This window comes from Maribacter orientalis (assembly GCF_900109345.1).
Taxonomy (GTDB): domain Bacteria; phylum Bacteroidota; class Bacteroidia; order Flavobacteriales; family Flavobacteriaceae; genus Maribacter; species Maribacter orientalis.
This window is the reverse complement of sequence record NZ_FNZN01000001.1, coordinates 321746-340038: the sequence shown is the minus strand read 5'-3', so window position 1 is coordinate 340038 and position 18293 is coordinate 321746. Positions and strand designations below refer to the sequence as shown.

The 18293-nt window shown below is 35.5% G+C and carries 15 protein-coding genes; 8 read left to right on the top strand and 7 right to left on the bottom strand.

What is annotated here, in order from left to right; genetic code table 11:
* Nucleotides 1-4 precede the first annotated feature (4 nt).
* The 6 genes from BMY56_RS01425 (at nt 5) to BMY56_RS01400 (ending at nt 5668) form a co-directional block, all read left to right on the top strand.
* On the top strand, nt 5-340 hold the full coding sequence (locus BMY56_RS01425; protein ID WP_068484071.1) for a PadR family transcriptional regulator: 336 nt from the start codon (nt 5-7) through the stop codon (nt 338-340).
* A gap of 2 nt (nt 341-342) precedes the next feature.
* The gene (locus tag BMY56_RS01420) at nt 343-2130 is read left to right on the top strand and encodes a PspC domain-containing protein (protein WP_091619014.1); all 1788 of its coding nucleotides are present in this window, start codon (nt 343-345) and stop codon (nt 2128-2130) included.
* 96 nt (nt 2131-2226) lie between these two features.
* Nucleotides 2227-2958: a head GIN domain-containing protein gene (locus tag BMY56_RS01415; RefSeq protein ID WP_091619012.1), complete on the top strand. Its 732-nt coding sequence runs from the start codon at nt 2227-2229 to the stop codon at nt 2956-2958.
* Nucleotides 2959-3046: 88 nt separating this feature from the next.
* A complete protein-coding gene (locus tag BMY56_RS01410; RefSeq protein ID WP_091620022.1) occupies nt 3047-4057 on the top strand; it encodes a dipeptide epimerase in 1011 nt (336 codons plus the stop codon).
* Entirely contained in the window at nt 4057-5103 is a 1047-nt protein-coding gene (locus BMY56_RS01405) for an aminotransferase class I/II-fold pyridoxal phosphate-dependent enzyme (protein WP_245737110.1), read from the top strand. Before BMY56_RS01410 ends, BMY56_RS01405 begins: the two co-directional genes overlap by 1 nt.
* A gap of 118 nt (nt 5104-5221) precedes the next feature.
* Nucleotides 5222-5668: a hypothetical protein gene (locus tag BMY56_RS01400; RefSeq protein WP_091619008.1), complete on the top strand. Its 447-nt coding sequence runs from the start codon at nt 5222-5224 to the stop codon at nt 5666-5668.
* 70 nt (nt 5669-5738) lie between these two features.
* On the opposite strand, the gene trxB is transcribed toward BMY56_RS01400, so the two are convergent.
* Entirely contained in the window at nt 5739-6722 is a 984-nt protein-coding gene (gene trxB, locus BMY56_RS01395; RefSeq protein ID WP_091619006.1) for a thioredoxin-disulfide reductase, read from the bottom strand.
* Nucleotides 6723-6950: 228 nt separating this feature from the next.
* On the opposite strand from trxB, the gene BMY56_RS01390 reads away from it, so the two are divergent.
* The gene (locus BMY56_RS01390; protein ID WP_091619004.1) at nt 6951-7646 is read left to right on the top strand and encodes a LytR/AlgR family response regulator transcription factor; all 696 of its coding nucleotides are present in this window, start codon (nt 6951-6953) and stop codon (nt 7644-7646) included.
* Between the two features lie 14 nt (nt 7647-7660).
* Here the strand turns inward: BMY56_RS01390 and BMY56_RS01385 are convergent, their stop codons facing one another.
* The 5 genes from BMY56_RS01385 to BMY56_RS01365 all read right to left on the bottom strand — a co-directional run bounded on the left by BMY56_RS01385 (nt 7661) and on the right by BMY56_RS01365 (nt 15708).
* Nucleotides 7661-8794, bottom strand: coding sequence for a formylglycine-generating enzyme family protein (locus tag BMY56_RS01385; protein ID WP_091619002.1), 1134 nt, complete (start codon nt 8792-8794; stop codon nt 7661-7663).
* Nucleotides 8795-8847: 53 nt separating this feature from the next.
* Nucleotides 8848-12042 carry a beta-galactosidase, LacZ type gene (locus BMY56_RS01380; protein WP_091619000.1) on the bottom strand — a complete coding sequence of 1065 codons (3195 nt, stop codon included), beginning with the start codon at nt 12040-12042 and terminating at the stop codon, nt 8848-8850.
* Nucleotides 12043-12251: 209 nt separating this feature from the next.
* Nucleotides 12252-13814 (bottom strand): arylsulfatase, encoded by a 1563-nt coding sequence (locus BMY56_RS01375; RefSeq protein WP_091618998.1) that lies wholly within the window; start codon nt 13812-13814, stop codon nt 12252-12254.
* Nucleotides 13815-13913: 99 nt separating this feature from the next.
* Nucleotides 13914-15047 (bottom strand): amidohydrolase, encoded by a 1134-nt coding sequence (locus tag BMY56_RS01370; RefSeq protein WP_091618996.1) that lies wholly within the window; start codon nt 15045-15047, stop codon nt 13914-13916.
* Between the two features lie 94 nt (nt 15048-15141).
* Nucleotides 15142-15708, bottom strand: coding sequence for a hypothetical protein (locus tag BMY56_RS01365; RefSeq protein ID WP_091618994.1), 567 nt, complete (start codon nt 15706-15708; stop codon nt 15142-15144).
* A gap of 580 nt (nt 15709-16288) precedes the next feature.
* Between BMY56_RS01365 and BMY56_RS01360 the strand changes: the two genes are divergently transcribed.
* Nucleotides 16289-17467 carry a right-handed parallel beta-helix repeat-containing protein gene (locus BMY56_RS01360; RefSeq protein WP_091618992.1) on the top strand — a complete coding sequence of 393 codons (1179 nt, stop codon included), beginning with the start codon at nt 16289-16291 and terminating at the stop codon, nt 17465-17467.
* Between the two features lie 158 nt (nt 17468-17625).
* On the opposite strand, the gene fsa is transcribed toward BMY56_RS01360, so the two are convergent.
* Nucleotides 17626-18279: a fructose-6-phosphate aldolase gene (gene fsa / locus BMY56_RS01355; RefSeq protein ID WP_091618990.1), complete on the bottom strand. Its 654-nt coding sequence runs from the start codon at nt 18277-18279 to the stop codon at nt 17626-17628.
* Between the last annotated feature and the right edge of the window lie 14 nt (nt 18280-18293).

Below are 18293 nucleotides of genomic sequence, written 5' to 3'. Positions count from 1 at the left end.
CATTATGAATGTAGAAAACACAAAAGCGCAAATGCGAAAAGGGGTTTTGGAGTATTGCATCCTGTCCATTTTAAATGGACACGATAAATATGCTTCAGAAATCTTGGAGACGCTAAAAGATGCAAAAATGCTAGTAGTTGAAGGCACTATATACCCACTACTTACAAGGTTAAAGAATGCAGGTCTTCTAAACTACCGTTGGGAAGAATCTACTTCTGGACCACCAAGAAAATACTATACCTTAACCGAGACCGGTAAACTTTTCCTTAAAGAATTAGATACCACTTGGGATGAATTGAGAAAAGCCACTAACCTGGTAACCAACACAAAAAACAGCTAATCATGAACAAAACAGTAAATATAAATCTAGCGAACATGCTCTTCCATATTGATGAAGAGGCATATAATAAAATGGGCAAGTATTTAGAATCGGTTAAACGATCATTTGCCAATACCCCAGGTAGTGATGAAATTATTGCCGATATAGAAGCACGAATTGCCGAACTTTTCTATGAAAAATTAGAAAATGAAAGGCAAGTAATCACTCAAAAAGAAGTGGATGAAGTCATTACCATTATGGGGCAACCAGAAGATTATATGGTTGATGAGGACATCTTTGAAGATGAGCCAAAAGCAAAAACTTCTTCTAGAAAGGATAGCGTCAAAAAACTATATAGAGATACAGAGAAAAAATACGTTGCTGGAGTTTCTTCTGGTTTAGCACATTACTTCGGTATTGATCCTTTATGGATTCGTTTACTTTGGATTTTCTTGACCATTTTCACTTGGGGTGGTTTCATATTCATCTACGGATTATTATGGATCCTAATTCCTGAAGCGAAGACAACGGCCCAAAAATTAGATATGAGCGGTGAAACCGTAAATATTAGCAACATCGAGCGTAAAGTTAAAGAGGGTTTTGATGACGTTGCGGATCGTGTAAAAAGTGTTGACTATGAAAAAGTAGGCAATACCGTCAAAAAAGGAGGTAAAACCATCTTTGACACCTTTGGTGATATTGTCATGTTTCTTTTCAGAATATTTGGCAAATTCATAGGTATTCTATTGGTAATTATAGGAGCTTCAACTTTAATAGGATTGTTCGTTGGTCTTTTCACCGTAGGTATACTAGACGTAATACATGTACCTGGTATCGATTTCTATAATGTAGTTAACTCTACAGACCTGCCAATTTGGGTAGTATCGTTATTAGCCTTTTTTGCTGTTGGTATTCCGTTTTTCTTCTTAATGTATTTAGGATTAAAAATATTGGTCAACAACTTGAAGTCTATTGGTAATATTGCAAAATTCTCACTTTTGGGTCTTTGGTTAATTTCTATAATTCTTTTAATAGTCTTTGGCATTAGAGAGGCCGCTTCTCATGCCTACACAGGTAGTACGTCTGTAGAAAATGAAATCACGAATGTCATTCCTTCAGATACCATTGCTATTAAAATAGTGACGACCGATGAGTTTGACTATGAAAAAGACATGCACATGGGAGATACCTTTATTTCATATGATGAAGCTGGTAATAAGATTTTGGTTTCAGATGATGTAAGGTTCCGCATAAGAAAATCACAAGATAGCATAGTTCGTATTCAAGTGCGAAAAGAAGCTGATGGCCCATCTAATAAGGAAGCAAAAGAAATAGCTGACCAAATTATTTACGCCTATGAAGTGAAAGGAAATACTATTTCTTTGAACGATTACTTAACTACTCAAGGTCCGAAGTTTAAGGATCAAGAAGTTCGTGTAAATGTATTTCTACCTGTCGGTACTATTCTTACCTATGAACAGGCAAGTAGTAGAGATTGGATTACTACCATAACAACTGATAAGGAAGTTGATAATCTTGAAGGGTATACTTGGAAAATGGCGGATAACGGTGAATTGCAATGCTTAGACTGTCCTGAATCTATGAATGAAGCTAATGACGATGATGAAGAAAATCGCTTTAACATCAATGGAAAAGGTATTGATATTAACATTAACGGTAATGGGGAAAAGGGTAAAATTAAAATCAATGAAAACGGTATTGATATCGATGTCAATGATAATGGTGAATCCTTTAAAATGAAATTAGACGAGAACGGCGTAAAAATCGACGCTAACGATAGTATCAACTAATTACAGTTCATATACCAATATCTACAGTTGAGTAATTATTAATCGTAGAAAAATTATAAAACAATCATTTTTACATCAATCTAAAAACAATCAATCATGACAACACTAGTAAGAATTACAATCGCACTTGTTCTGGCCCTTTTGCTTAACTCTTGTGGCTTTGACATTAACTTCGGAGATTTTGGCTCCGGTGAAAAAGGAAACGGCGTAGTCGTTGAAGAAACTCGAGAAATTACTGAAGAGTTTACAGAAGTATCAGCATCTGAAGGTATCGATGTTTTTGTAACCCAAGGTTCTGATTTTGACATATCAGTTGAAGCAGACGAAAATATCATGGATTTAATCGGTACCGATATTAGAAACGGTAAATTAAAAATTCACGCTATAGAGAACATAGGTAGAGCTACAAAAAAAGTGTACGTGACCTTGCCTAAAGTTTCTGGTCTAATCGCTTCTAGTGGTTCTCATCTAACTACAGAAAACATGATACAGGCTGATAAATTACAAGTTGATGCAAGTAGCGGTGCCATTATAGATGCTAATGTTAAAGTAACGAATATGGAAATCGATGCAAGTAGCGGCGCAAACATTTCACTTGAAGGTACGGCTAAAGAGGTTTTTGTAGATGGTAGTAGCGGTGCCAATATTAAAGCAAATGAATTACAGACATTAGTTTGTAATGCAGATGCCAGTAGTGGTGCAAATATTAGCATCGATGTTACCGATAACCTTACCGCTGAAGCATCTAGTGGTGGCAATATATCGTACAAAGGCAACCCATCGGTTCAGAAGAACAAATCGGTTTCTGGTAGCGTACATAAGTATTAATATTCATCAATCAACTTAACTTTAAAACCCACTGAATTATCAGTGGGTTTTCATTTTTTAGTCAAACCCTAATATGTATATTAGTACCATGCTAGTACATTTAAAGAAATTCATATTACCATTGAAGCACACTTTTAGCATCTCAAGAGAATCACATGATTTTCAAGATACTATGATAGCTTCGTTAACACTAAATGGCCAAACTGGGTTCGGTGAAGCAACCTCTAATCCATATTACAAAATCACCATCGAAAGTATGATGGATGAAATTGGGGCTATCTCACAAGAGATTGAAAAGTTTGAATTTTCTACACCAGAAATTTTTCATTCCTTTTTGGTAAACAAAGGCTTATCGAACTTTGCCATTTGTGCTTTAGATTTAGCTGCCCACGACCTTTACGGAAAGCTATTAGACAAACCATTATATGAAATTTGGGGTACAAGCATTGAAAATTATCCTATTACTAACTATACCATAGGTATAGCCTCTGTTGACGTTATGTTGGCCAAAATGCAAGAAATGCCTTGGCCCATTTACAAAATTAAGTTAGGTACGGCCGATGATGTGGCTATTGTACGAGAACTTAGAAATCATACCGATGCCATTTTTAGAATAGATGCCAATTGTGCATGGACCGCTCAAGAAACTATTTTTAATGCGCCTCTTTTGAAAGAACTTGGTGTTGAGTTTTTAGAGCAACCATTAAAAGCTAATGATTGGTCGGGTATGGAAGAAGTTATGCACCATAGTGTTCTACCGGTAATGGCCGATGAAAGTTGCATTGTAGAAAGTGATGTTGAAAAATGCGCACTGCATTTTAGTGGTATTAATATTAAACTGACTAAATGTGGCGGACTCACTCCTGCCCTTCGAATGATTAAAAAAGGAAAGGATTTAGGCCTTAAGGTTATGGTAGGTTGTATGACTGAATCTACTGTTGGCATTTCTGCCATTGCACAATTACTTCCACAATTGGATTATGTGGATATGGATGGAGCGCTGCTTTTAAAAACTGATATTGCAACAGGAGTTCGTATTGAACCTAGCGGAAAAGTTATTTTTCCTAAACTAGCCGGTACTGGTGTACAATTATTATAATGATTACTATTGATGAATTTCCTGGTAGAGCGATTACTAAAGATGGTAAAGACTTTCTATATTTTGGTGGTACCTCATACTTAGGTCTGCAAACAGATCATGAATTCCAAGAACTTTTCATTAAGAACATAAAAAAGTATGGCACTTCATATAGTGCATCACGAAAATCCAATATTCGTATTTCAATTTTTGATAAAGCTGAATCATACTTATCAAATATGGTAGGCAGTGAAAGTTGTATTACCATGTCATCAGGGTATTTGGCAGGGCAACTGGTCTGTGATTATTTCAATAATGAAGACTATAAATTATATTATGCACCTAATACTCACTCTGCGTTATTTAGAGGACAACAAGAAGTGTATCAAAGCTGGCAGCAACTTGAAACTGATATTTTAAATAACCTGAAGGAAAAGCAAGTCCTATTTTTAGATAGTATTGATTTTAATGGCAATAATTACCCCGATTACATACCACTACAGAAATTACCGCTAGAAAATATAATTCTCGTTATAGACGATTCTCATGGCATTGGAATCACTGGTAAAGATGGTGGAGGTAGTTTCTCTCACTTACAATCATTAAAACCAAAAGAACTCTTAGTCACTTGCTCTTTAGGAAAAGGTTTTGGTATACAGGCAGGCGCAATTTTCGGCAATCATCAAAGAATTGAAAATCTAAAAGATACCCAGTTTTATGGTGGTTCAAGTCCAGCTACCCCAGCTGCTTTAGCTACGTTAGTAGATGCACAACCTACTTTTTCATTTAAAAGAGACCTATTACATCGCAATACAGCCTTATTCTTGAAAAATTTAGCTAACCCTTTATTCTTTTCAACTTCTAAAGGCCACCCTACATTTAGCTTTAAAAATGAACAAATAGCAAAAATACTAGCCGAAAACGGTATTCTGGTCACCAATTTTCGCTACCCTACCGAAGATGATGATTTAATGAGTCGTATTGTTCTGAGTTCTTCCCATCAAAAAGCAGATATTCTCAAACTATGTAAAATACTTAACAAAGCATCAAACTTTAATAATCAATAATCATTTCATATTATTATTAAATTCATAATATTTTAATTAAAATTTTAACATATTATAAATTTATTTCGTATCTTTTTAGTAGATAATCAATTGTATTATTAACTAAAAAAATACCACCATGAAAAAAATTATAGGATTGGTTTTATTGATGCTTGTCTTGGTTTCAGCTGCCTCGACTAATTCAATCAACAAGAATTATATGCATACCATTCAAGGCACATGGGAATTAGAAAGTTTCTATAATTATGATGGACAACAAATTATAGATACCGTGCCGACTACTGACGGTTATCGACAAGTGAAAATGTTTTATAATGGAAAAATCATGTGGAGTCGTTATGTACCTGTAGATAAAATAGGTAGGTTTGGATACGGCACCTATAGTATTACCGATGATAGGCTTATTGAAACATTAGAATATGGCGATAATGAAATGATAATGGCCATGGACACCATGCGCATTTTCACTTTCGAACTTCAACTTGGTGATGATAAATTCAGTCAAATAAGCTTAGATGAAGACGGCAATAGAACGTTCTCAGAAAACTACAAAAGAATTGATTAGCTTAAATTCAATTGTAATTAAAAAACGCCGTTTCTATGAAACGGCGTTTTTTTTTATAATTATTTTAAGCCTATAGATTATACTGACCGGCAATCGGCTCCTCTACAGAACCTATCGTAGCTAAATATCGTTCAGCATCTAAAGCAGCCATACAGCCTGTACCAGCTGCAGTTATCGCTTGTCTGTATTCTTTATCTTGTGCGTCACCGCTAGCAAATACACCTGGTAAATTGGTTTTGGTAGACTTACCTTTAGTAATTAGATATCCTGTTTCATCCATATCTAACTGACCTTTAAAAATATCAGTGTTTGGTTTGTGACCAATGGCAATAAATAAACCAGTAATAGCAATATCTTCTTTTTCACCTGTTTGATTGTTCACTACTCGTAAACCTTCTACAACCTGCTCACCAAGAACTTCGTCAACTTCTGTATTGTAACGAATCTCAACATTCTTTAGGCTATTAACTCTATGTTGCATTGCTTTTGACGCTCTCATTTCGCCTTTTCGCACCAACATGGTTACTTTTTTACAAATATTTGCTAGGTAAGATGCTTCTTCTGCAGCTGTATCTCCTGCCCCAACTATGGCAACATCTTGACCTCTATAGAAAAAACCATCACAAACTGCACAAGCAGAAACACCACCTCCACGTAAACGTTGCTCACTAGGGATATTTAAATATTTAGCTGTAGCACCGGTAGAAATAATAACGGTCTCAGCCTCTATTTGTTTTTCGCCATCGGCAACTACCTTATGAATTCCTCCTTTTACTGTTGAAAATTCAACCGAGGTAATCATACCTATTCTAACTTCAGTACCAAAACGCTCAGCTTGCTGTTGCAACTGTACCATCATGGTAGGCCCGTCGATACCATCTGGATACCCAGGAAAATTATCTACTTCAGTGGTAGTTGTTAATTGTCCGCCTGGTTCCATACCGGTATACATAACAGGTTTCAAATCTGCACGTGCAGCATAAATAGCAGCAGTATAGCCTGCTGGGCCAGATCCTATAATTAATGTTTTAACGCGTTCTATTTTATCAGACATAATATCAAGTGGTTCTATTTTAATTCTCAAATACAAAAGTAGGTTTTTGAGTAAAAAACTTATAATTAAGTTATCAAAAGTTTTAATCGAATCATTAGATAATCACATAGCCTATCTTTAATTTTAATTAGATCATCATAATTATAATAATATCATAAAATATGTAAATAAATGAACTTTCGCTATATACCACACGTACGTATTCTGCAACCCATGAAGTATTGACATATGAAAAAGTTAAAATGTGCCATAGTTGAAGATTCAAAAGTACAACGTGCTTTATTGGAACAGGTCATAGATAAAACTTCAAACTTAGAACTTTCATATTCATTTACCAGTAGTACCGAGGCCTTAGAAAAAATTAATTCATCTCATATCGATTTGTTATTTTTAGACATTGAAATGCCCGTTATGAACGGATTTGAGTTTTTAGCAGGATTAAAAACAATTCCACAGGTAATTATTACCAGTCAAAACCCTAAGTATGCATTAGAAGCATTCGATTATAATGCAATTGATTTTCTATTAAAACCTTACAGTAAAAGAAGATTTGAATTAGCAGTTAACAAAGCTATTAGCAAAATTAAAACAACTGCCAAAAGCAAAACCGAAAACAAATTGGTCATTAAGCATAATTTGAAACAGATTGAACTTAACATTCATAATATTCAATGGGTAGAAGCGCTCGGTGATTATGTAAAAGTTATTACCCCAGAACGTAATTACGTAATTCTATCTACATTAACCACTTTTCATAAAAAGCTTGGCGATGATAAATTTTTAAGAATACACAAATCGTATATCGTTAACTTAAGCATGGTTGAACGATACAATCATGAATTCATTGAAATAAAGGACAAAAAAATACCTATTAGCCGTTCTAAAGGCATTGAGCTAGACCGACTTCTAAATTGTGTGGAGTAAATTCCCTTACCCATTTATTTAATTAACATATCTACGCTAGCTACTGTTCTAAAACCTGTATGTTCTAAGGAAGAATCCATACTTGAGCCCATACGGGAAGAAACTCGATAACTAGCACAATAAGAATCACTACATAAAAATGAACCTCCTTTAATAACTTTCTCTTTGGCAAGCGGATTATTAGGTGTAAACGGACTATTTGCACCCATAGGATTGATTAAGACAGTATTTTGACCGTTCATCTCTTTATAATAATTGGCATTGTACCAATCGCTCGTCCATTCCCAAACGTTACCTGCCATATCGTAAAGACCATAAGCGTTTGCAGGATATGATTTTACAGGTGCACGTAATTCAAACCCATCATCCTTGCTATTATTAACCGGAAAATCACCTTCCCAGGTATTTGCCATTTCACTCAAAACAGAAACATCATTACCCCAATTATAAATTGTACCATACGAACCCGCTCTTGACGCCAGTTCCCATTCAGCCTCTGTCGGCAAACGCCTATTTGCCCATTCACAATATGCCAAGGCATCTTCATAAGCGATTTGAACAACAGGGTAATTCTCTTTCCCTTTAATCGTACTTTTTGGCCCGTTTGGGTGTTGCCAATTAGCTCCGATGGTCCAGTTCCACCATTGAGAAAAATCATATAGATCTACAACCGGAGACTTAGATTTTTTAAAGGTCAATGCACCAGGTTGCAAAATAGAATCATGTGGCTTTGGCGTGCCTGGGGGTACTTGTTTTTTAAGTTCTTCCCAATCAATCCCTCTTTCCGCGATAGTTATATAGCCAGTAGCTTTTACAAATTCAGCAAATTGTTTGTTGGTCACTTCTGTAGCATCCATAAAAAAGCCATCAACCAAAACACTTAAAGCAGGTTTTTCATGGTCCATAGCCATCTCATCGCTAACAACAGCACCTTGTTTAAATGTGGCGCCCGATACCCACACCATGCCTTCTGGGGTATTTAATCCATTGGGTTGGTTAACTATAATAATATGCTTCTCATCTACCGAAGTTATATTCTCCTTTACTGTATGTGTTTCCAGATTTTTCTTTTCCTTTGTTTCCGACTTACAATTTATCAGCGTCACCAAAAGTATACCCAATCCTAGAATGCTGAATCTATTCTTCATACTTATATTTTTCTACGTACTCTCTTTTATAAATTGATGCTCTCTTTAACGAATTATCGTATCGGACTAATCACATATTGAAAAGAAAGGTTTTCTGGTTTAATCTGATATTCTTCGTGTGGAAGTAATCCCCAGCTGTTATCACCACCAACACCCATTTGACTGTGGTCTATATTGATATTGATTAAATCCCTTTTTGGAATATCGAAAGTATGCTGTTGCCTTTTTTCCATACCTTCATCAAAATCTGAATTCAGTTGATGGTGTGCACTAAAAGCAAACAGTTTTGGGGCGCTAATCTTAATACCTTTTCCTGCTGAATTAGCAAATGACAATGTTCTTATATCTGTTCTATTCCCGTTTTCTTGCGGACGGATATATTCAAAATACAAATCGGAAACACTAGCATCATACAAACCAACCAATGCAGATGTTTTACGATCTTGATAATTCTCATGCTCTCCCCTACCATACCATGTTACTTGGTCATAGCTATTATCGATGATAAAGTTATTTCCAAATCTAGGTAAAATGGGTAAGTTGTCTTGAATGCCCAATAATTGAGTGCTTACCAAAATCTCACCTTTATTGTTAATGGTATAGGTGATGTTCACCTGGCCATTAACTGCTGGTAAATCATAACTTGCCATTAACTTAAGGTCCTTTCTAATTTTAAAAGGATTCGCAGAAAGCTGTACCGCATCAATAATTTTCTTACCCTCGTTAGAATTTACTTCTAAGCTGATGATGTTTTGAGTTTCTGTCGCCTGTTTCCATTTTTGTAAAAGCTCTGGCATATTATAGCCATAATCGTTATCTATTGGAGCGCGCCAAAAATTTACACTTGGTCCTTTCTGTAATAAATTTCCGTGTCCATAATCAATAGACATCAACATACCGTCGGCACTATTAAAACCTATTTCAAAACCATCGCCCTTAACAACAACAATAGCATCAGCTTTGGTTACTTCAAGTCCGTCAATATTATCTTCAAATATCGTTGGTATGTAATCTGTTAATTGAAATTGCTCATAGGCCAACAAGAAATGTTCTGGAATAAGTACACCTTCTTTTTTAGTAGTCATGTAAACGTTCAAGTGATATTCAGAATCTGAATTAAGTAGTTCTGGTAAATCTATCTGAATTTCTTTGGTTGCATACGGTGCTATATCTACATCTGCTAAATTACCTTTTGACACCTCTACTCCGTTTTCTAATACGCTCCAAGAAAAGGCATATTCAGATAAATTCGTAAAGTCGTACATGTTCTTTAAACTAATCTTGCCCGATTTCGGATTTTCAGACCTGAACTTCACATTTTGATATACTTTTTTCACCTCATATAAAGAAGGGTGTGCTGAACGATCAGGGTTCACTAATCCATTTAAACAGAAGTTATTATCATTCTGTAATTCAGCTCCTCCTAAATCGCCACCAAAGGCATAAAATTCCACTCCGTCTTCATTCGTTGTCTTCAAACCTTGATCTACCCAATCCCAAATGAAGCCACCTTGCAACACATCATACTTTTCAATAACATCCCAATAGTCTTGTAAATTACCTACACTATTACCCATTGCATGTGCATACTCACATTGAATTAAAGGTCTTTTAGGGTCATTTTCGGCATACTCGATAGTTTGTTTAATTGTTGCATACATTGGTGCTTGTATATCTGAATTTGAGAAGTTAGTCGCGCCTTCGTATTGTACTGGTCGGGTATTATCATGTGCCTTTAACCAATCATACGTATCAAAAAGGTTTTGACCATTACCTGCTTCATTTCCTAAAGACCAAGTTACTATCGAGGTGTAATTTTTATCGCGCTCGAACATACGAATGGTTCTATCTAAATGCATTGCATTCCACTCTGGCCTGTAAGCTGGGTGAATTTTAATTGCTTCTTCATCACCATCTAAACCTTGATTGGTAGTACCCATACCATGAATTTCAATGTTTGCTTCATCAACTACATAAAACCCATATGTATCGGCCATTCTGTAGAAAAACTCATTCTTTGGGTAATGACTGCAGCGAATCGCATTGATATTGTTGCGCTTCATTACCTCCATATCTTTTAGCGTAACCTCTTCACTTATAACATGACCGGTAACTTCATCGTGATCATGTAGGTTTACTCCTTTAATCAAAACCGGTTGGCCATTCACCAAAAATTGATTGTTCTTGATTTCAATTTTTCTGAATCCGATTTTTGAACTTATCGCTTCTGTAACATTGCCTTTCTTGTCTTTTAATGTGAAGAGCAATGTATACAAATTCGGTTTTTCAGCATTCCAGGTTTTTACATCTTTAATTTCTTGAGCAAACTTCACTGATGTATTACCCGTATTTAAATCTAAATTTTGATCTACAGAAAAAACTTCGGTCGCACCGTCTAACAAGGTTACTTCTACTTGATAACCTTTTAATTTCTTACCAGTATTCGACAATTCTAAATCTAAATTGAATTTACCGTTGGTGTAGTTTTCATCTAAATCTGCAACAACCGTGTAATCTTTCATGGTTGCTGTATTCGTAGCGTATAAATAAACATCACGGTCAATACCACTTAAACGCCAAAAATCTTGATCTTCCATATAGCTAGCATCCGACCAGCGTAATACTTGCACCGCCAAAGAATTTTCTCCTTCTTTAAGGTATTTTGAAATATTGAATTCTGCGGGTGTTTTACTGCCTTCGCTATAGCCAACCATTTGCCCGTTAACATACACATACATGGCTCCGCTTACGCCTCCAAAATGGAGATAAACATCTTTTCCATTCCAATTTTTAGGAGTTTCAAAATCACGTTTGTAACTACCAACGGAATTAATATCATGAGGAATAAATGGAGGATTTTTAGGATAAGGATACACAACATTCGTATAAATTGGAATACCATGACCTTTCAATTCCCAGTTTGATGGTACAGCTATTTTATCCCATCCTGATGTATCAAAATCGGTATTAAAAAAAGTGGTCGGGCGCTCTGGCACACTAGCTGCATACTTAAAATCCCATTCACCATTTAACGATTGATAAAAAGAGGAATTCTCCCAACTCTCATTCTCCAATGCCATTTTTGCATTTTCATATCGGTATAAGGATGCTGTTGGTTCTTCTCTATTAATCTGAAATATTTCAGGATTCTCCCACTCTGCATTCTCCCATTTCGGTGCTTGAGCCTGAACTAACATTGCTGTGAAAAATAAAAGATTTAGTATACTACTCTTAATTCCGTTTTTCATTTTCGCTTAATTCTATTTTTTGTTTTGAATGATCTTATAAAATACCGTTTCATCCAGTTCAATGATGATATAGCAAGTATTAAAGAATTTTTAATGTGTATTGATAATTAGAGCAATATAAATTTTCGAATACTACCAATTATTCCATTCGTGCAAAATACAATTAAACTTAAGAATGCGAAAAGAAGCAACAAAATTTTCTAGTTCATTTACCTTTGTAACAACCCTTGTTCTATAAGAGGAATTTGAAAGCGTTCTGTTTCTGCTGTAGTATGCTCATTCTTGAAGATGACCGCTGCCTTTTCTAATATTTCAGGATGCTGGGCTGCAATATTTACTTGCTCGGTAGGATCATCTTTAAGATTATATAATTCTAACGTGGGTTCTTTGTCATCATTTAGGTGTTGTCGAATAACCTTCCACTCGCCCATTCTAATGGCTACTTGCCCTCCATATTCAGGAAACTCCCAATACATAAATTCATGTTCGGTCTGCTTTTCCTCACCCAATAAAGTTGGTAAAAAACTTATACCATCGGTTTGCTCTGGTAATTGAATATCAACGACATCTGCAAAAGTGGCTAGCATATCATAATGTGCCGATGCAAGGTCGCTAGAAGTACCCGGCTTTATCTTACCTGGCCATGTAAAAAATGTAGGTACCCGAATTCCACCTTCATACACAAAACCTTTTCCTTTGCCATATTTTCCATCAAATGGTTTAGCACTATCAAAGAATTTAGGGTCGGCACCACCAGCGTAGCTAGGGCCATTATCTGAAGTAAAAACAATTAAGGTATTATCATAAATACCTTCGTCTTTTAATTGGTTCACCAACTTACCTACATTCTCATCAAAATAAGAAACCATGGCGGCATAGGCAGCATGCGGGTGCTGATGTGAAAAATACCCATTGCCTTCACCTGATAAATAAGGCTCTTCTGGACCGAATTTTTCAATGTAATAATCCACCCATTTTTGCGGTGCTTGCAATGCTACATGCGGAATCGGAGTTGCCCAATACAAGAAAAACGGATTGTCTTTATTCTCGGCCACAAAACCAGTCAACTCTTTGAACATTAAATCTGGCGCGTAGTCTGTCAACGTATAATCTTTGTAGCTTTCTGGGTCCTTCGGGTCCGCGCCTTTAGGGAATGGTGAACTTGGTGCAATGGTGTCATTGGCTAAATGAACCCTATTCCTGTTTTTATATAAGTGTAACGGATAATAGGTATGTGCCTGTCTTTGACAATTAAAGCCGTAGAAAAAATCAAAACCCATTTCATTGGGTATCGAATGCGTGTGCGGGGCGCCTAAGCCCCATTTACCAACTAGGGCCGTTTTATAGCCGTCATCTTTAAGATAATTAGCGATAGTCTTCGTTCCTTCAGGAACTGGCCTTTGACCTTCTAAAGTGGAGTCTTTTGCCATGGCCTTATAGTTCCAAACATCACCACGGTCGTTCCACTCATCATTGCCACGTATAAATGCCTTCCCTGAATGTTTTCCTGTTAAAAACATATACCGTGCTGGTGCACATACAGGTGCACTAGAATAATGCTGGGTAAAAATCATTCCCTCTTTTGCAAGAGCATCTATATTAGGAGTTTCAATTTTCTCTTGTCCAAAAGCACCTATTTCGGCATATCCTAAATCATCTGCCAAGATGTATATGATATTTGGTTTTTTAACTTCGGGGTCAATTGCCTTCTTTTCTTCTTGACATGAAAAGAGGAGAATTGTTATTAGGTTTAAGAAAAATAGATTTTTCATGGTGGTTTGGTTGGAAATATTTGTCTTAAAGATATCTTTTTACTTATTTCGAAGGCAAGCCAATACCAATAATTACATATTTTAGGTTAAAGTAATGGTTTAATCCCCTAAAATTTCCGTTATTAGGCCCTTAAACATTGTTGTTCCTGTATCTATTAAATCATCGGGAAAGTCGTAATCGACATGATGTAAGGAAGGATGTTGTTCTCCTGCACCTAAACCGAAGATGGCACTTTTATAGTGCTGAGAAAACCACCCAAAATCTTCTCCAAATCTTAATGGGGAATTTATCCTCTTTAATTCTAGCCTTTTTTGCGCGGCAACCTTTTCGACCCATTTAACACATTCAATATTGTTGTCAGAAGCAGGGAAAAATTCGAACCAGTCGATATCATATTTCAGTTGATGCTTTTTAGCTACAACATCAACTGCCTCTTTAATATTGTCTTCTAACTCGATCATTATCTGTCCGTTCCATGTGCGTATCGTATAATGGATTTCTGCATTTTCAGGAGAAATACCATAATTTTTTTCGCCTATATCAATACAAACGGGAGTTAGCAAAGCAAAATCATCACTTTCAAAATTTGGATTAGCAAACGTAGCCAGCAACTGAATCAATTCTGCCGTTGCTAGTGTCGGATTCACGCCATTTTCTGGTTCAGAAGCATGTGCTTTTTTTCCTTTCAATTGAATGCACAGACTTTGCACCGTTGCTGTAAAATAGTCAGGCTTAACTAATATGGAATGCATTTTCTGACCTGGTAAATTATGAAGCGCAAAAACATAATCTGGAGCAAGCTTTCTGAACTTAGCATCGGCTAACATCTTAGCTGCCCCTTTCCCTGTTTCTTCTGCGGGTTGAAACAATAGTACTACGCTTCCTTTTTTGAATTGAGCTTCTGCCAACCACATAGATAAACCAGCCACAATGGCCATGTGCCCGTCATGCCCACATTTATGGGAAATGCCTATGTTTTTTGATTGATATGAAAAGGTATTCTCTTCTACTATTGGCAAAGCATCTAGCTCACAACGTATGGCAACGGTTGGTCCGTCATTTCCAAACTTATAGATTACCGCGACCCCTTCCCCACCAATATTTTCAATGATATCGGTTGGATGAAACTCCTTAACAAATTCAACAATGCGTTTTGCTGTGGCCCGCTCCTCACCAGAAAGTTCAGGGTGTTGATGTAACTCTTTTCGAAGTCGGACCAATGTTTCATTCATAGCGTTAAATATACCATTTCTATAGACTAATCATCAATGTTATAAAAAACATAAACTATGGAATAACCCAAAAGCGCAAGTAATTTGACTTTGACTACAATGCCTTTTTATCATTTTCGTATAACTCAATCGCCTTTACATAATTTATGGAACCCTTCATGGTCATATCATATACAAAACCATCTAGTTCAGGGTGATTTTTACTTATCCAATTTACTAAAGAATCTCTTTGATTTGCCCAGCTATCCCAATCAGTACCTATGTATTCATAATCCTCGATTTTTGAAATTTTCCCAGATTCGAATGAGATTTTGAACTTGCACGTTAGCGGATTGTTTTTTAAAAACTCATTCTTAATAGACTTTGAAGCTACAGTGGCAAAAACCTGATTATTTTTCTCTTCTAATTCAAGAATGTTATAGGTTGTTTTAAAAATGGAATCCCATTTATAGTGTTCATAAAAACTATCATCATTAAAGGGCATGACGTAATCTCCTCCGACAATGGTTATACTATCGTTGATAACTGTTTTTATGTAATTGAAGCTCCCTGAATCGAAAGCCTTATAATAGGTAGTGACGGCTTCTTTATGCGTTAATTCTTGATCGTTGCATCCCGTTACGAAATACAAAAGAAATAGTAAGATATAGCTGATTTTCATTGGAGGTTTTGTTGTCGTGTCGTTTTACTTTTCTTAAGTTTTATTTTATCCAAACATAATCAGCCCGATTCCTATTAACATAAATCCAACAGATATAATTCCAAAGCCAATCCAAGTAAACTTTTCATTATTGTTGATTCCATAGAGCATAAATCCAAGTCCAAAGCATTGTATTACAAGTCCAATTATGGAAATAATAAGCAATTTTTTTTTATAAAATAATCGTTATTAAGTTTTTCCTTTTTTTAGATTCGTTTGTTTTAATCAAGTAATTGAAAATAAATTTTATATTAAAATGAGAAATGCACCACAACGGTCGGTGTAAGGATAGTTGCGAATGCAAGTAACTAACTTACTAAAAATGAAACGAACCAGAGGAAAAAACTATGAGTTTTCAAGTAGGTAAGAACCAAGTAATTATTTTTACAAGATGTTGGCATTAGTATTTTCTTCTAAAAAAATATTTGATTGTTAAAATAATAATAATTAATTTCCAATTCAAATTACTAACCACAAGGGAAATTTAATCTTCATCTCCCCCATATTGGATGATTAAAAATCTTTTTTTTAATTATTTAATATGAAAAAAGTTATCGCAGTATCACTTTTTAGTTTTCTATTATTTTATTCATGTACAGAAGAATCACAATTTCAAGAAGACCAAACAAACAGTTTTAATACTGATGCTATAATTACAAAGCAAAGGTCTTTAATGAGTTTGGATATAATTGAGTCGATTTCTCAAAAAATGGATGAGATAAAGACAGCACAACTAAATTCTTTAACAGCAAAGAAGAAGAATTCGGATTGCCAGAAAACGGTTTTCGTGCCAGATGACTACCCTACAATTCAGGAGGCCTTATTTGCGGTTTGTGAGAACGGTAAAGTATTTGTTCGGTCTGGTGTCTATAATGAATCTCCAGGAACTGACAAGGAAGGATTATTTATAAAAGCAATTGGCGATGTGACCTTAAATGGAGGTTTCGGATTATTAGCCAACAACATTAAAATTCATAACTTCAAGATAGACAATACCACATCAATCTGGGGTGAGGTTGGCATTGCTTCTGAGTCGGGTAGTAACGGTTTTGATATAAAAGGTAATACAATTTATGGATCCGGTCATTTAGGCATTTATTTACCTTATTGCGACAATGCCAGTATTGTTCAGAACCAAATATCTGGTGATATGGAAGCCGGTATATTTATAGATGCTTTTATATTTGAATTATTTGGTATTGAACATCCATTTGGCGGAAATACCAACAATACCATTACAAACAATACCGTTACCAATCTAATCGCTGATTTGGACAACTTCTATCCAGCTTATGGTATTGTAATTAGAGGGGATACAGATAATACCCGAATTCAAGGAAATACTGTGAATACAACAAATGGTTGGGGTATTAGCCTTGAGAGTTGGGCTGAATTTGATTTGTATTGCGATAATAACATAGTAAAAAACAATGTATCTACTAACAATGCACTAAACGGTCTCGAAGTCTTTGGTGGAGGTTCCAATAATGTCATTGGGCCCAATAACGAGTGCTATGATAATGACGAAATAGGTATACATCTTTACGCTGCAAAAGATTTTTTCAGTGATTTTTACGATTTTGATGGAGATGAAGGCCCAACAAACAATTCTGTTTTTAATAATTCGGCTTTCAATAATGGGATTTGTGATATTGTAGATGAAGGTTCAGGCAATAGCTTTAAAAATAATAACGCTGATTGTACCGTAGGTTTAGAATAAAGACTCAGAAATAAATAAAATGGTAGTTACTTAAATTAGTGCCAACAATAATATATAACAACAAGTTACTATACACAATTTGTATAGGTACCAATATACCACAAAAAAAAGCATCACTTTTCAGTGATGCTTTTTACTAAAACTATAAAATTATAAGCTTAGTTACCCTTATTGTAATCAGCTAAGAATTTCTCTAAACCGCTATCAGTTAATGGGTGCTTCAAAAGTCCAGTAATTGAACTTAAGCCACCAGTCATAACATCAGAGCCAATTTTAGCACAGTCGATAATGTGCATTACGTGACGTACCGATGCCGCTAATATTTGAGTTTCATATCCGTAGTTATCATAGATCAAACGAATATCTGCAATAAGACCTAAACCATCTGTTGAGATATCATCTAAACGGCCAATGAAAGGAGATACATATGTTGCACCCGCTTTAGCAGCCAATAATGCCTGACCTACAGAGAAAACCAATGTACAGTTAGTTCTATACCCTTTATCTGAAAAATATTTGATTGCCTTTACTCCTTCTTTAATCATAGGTACTTTAATAACGATCTGTGGGCTAATTTTAACCAACTTCTCGCCTTCTGCTATCATACCATCAAAATCGGTAGATATTACCTCAGCACTTACATCACCGTCTACAAGGTCACAAATTTTCTTGTAGTGCGCCATAATGTTTTCTGCACCTGTAATACCTTCTTTTGCCATTAAGGAAGGATTGGTAGTTACACCATCTAAAATACCCATATCCTGAGCTTCCTTAATCTCGTCTAAATTTGCCGTATCTATAAAAAATTTCATCTGTTATCTATTTT

Bases quoted from the DNA above. Each gene is read 5' to 3' on its own strand.
- BMY56_RS01385 (WP_091619002.1), bottom strand. From the start codon at position 8,794: ATGAAGAATAGATTCAGCATTCTAGGATTGGGTATACTTTTGGTGACG.
- BMY56_RS01400 (WP_091619008.1), top strand. From the start codon at position 5,222: ATGAAAAAAATTATAGGATTGGTTTTATTGATGCTTGTCTTGGTTTCA.
- BMY56_RS01365 (WP_091618994.1), bottom strand. From the start codon at position 15,708: ATGAAAATCAGCTATATCTTACTATTTCTTTTGTATTTCGTAACGGGA.
- BMY56_RS01405 (WP_245737110.1), top strand. From the start codon at position 4,057: ATGATTACTATTGATGAATTTCCTGGTAGAGCGATTACTAAAGATGGT.
- fsa (WP_091618990.1), bottom strand. From the start codon at position 18,279: ATGAAATTTTTTATAGATACGGCAAATTTAGACGAGATTAAGGAAGCT.
- BMY56_RS01425 (WP_068484071.1), top strand. From the start codon at position 5: ATGAATGTAGAAAACACAAAAGCGCAAATGCGAAAAGGGGTTTTGGAG.
- BMY56_RS01360 (WP_091618992.1), top strand. From the start codon at position 16,289: ATGAAAAAAGTTATCGCAGTATCACTTTTTAGTTTTCTATTATTTTAT.
- BMY56_RS01410 (WP_091620022.1), top strand. From the start codon at position 3,047: ATGCTAGTACATTTAAAGAAATTCATATTACCATTGAAGCACACTTTT.
- trxB (WP_091619006.1), bottom strand. From the start codon at position 6,722: ATGTCTGATAAAATAGAACGCGTTAAAACATTAATTATAGGATCTGGC.
- BMY56_RS01370 (WP_091618996.1), bottom strand. From the start codon at position 15,047: ATGAATGAAACATTGGTCCGACTTCGAAAAGAGTTACATCAACACCCT.
- BMY56_RS01420 (WP_091619014.1), top strand. From the start codon at position 343: ATGAACAAAACAGTAAATATAAATCTAGCGAACATGCTCTTCCATATT.
- BMY56_RS01415 (WP_091619012.1), top strand. From the start codon at position 2,227: ATGACAACACTAGTAAGAATTACAATCGCACTTGTTCTGGCCCTTTTG.
- BMY56_RS01380 (WP_091619000.1), bottom strand. From the start codon at position 12,042: ATGAAAAACGGAATTAAGAGTAGTATACTAAATCTTTTATTTTTCACA.
- BMY56_RS01375 (WP_091618998.1), bottom strand. From the start codon at position 13,814: ATGAAAAATCTATTTTTCTTAAACCTAATAACAATTCTCCTCTTTTCA.
- BMY56_RS01390 (WP_091619004.1), top strand. From the start codon at position 6,951: ATGAAAAAGTTAAAATGTGCCATAGTTGAAGATTCAAAAGTACAACGT.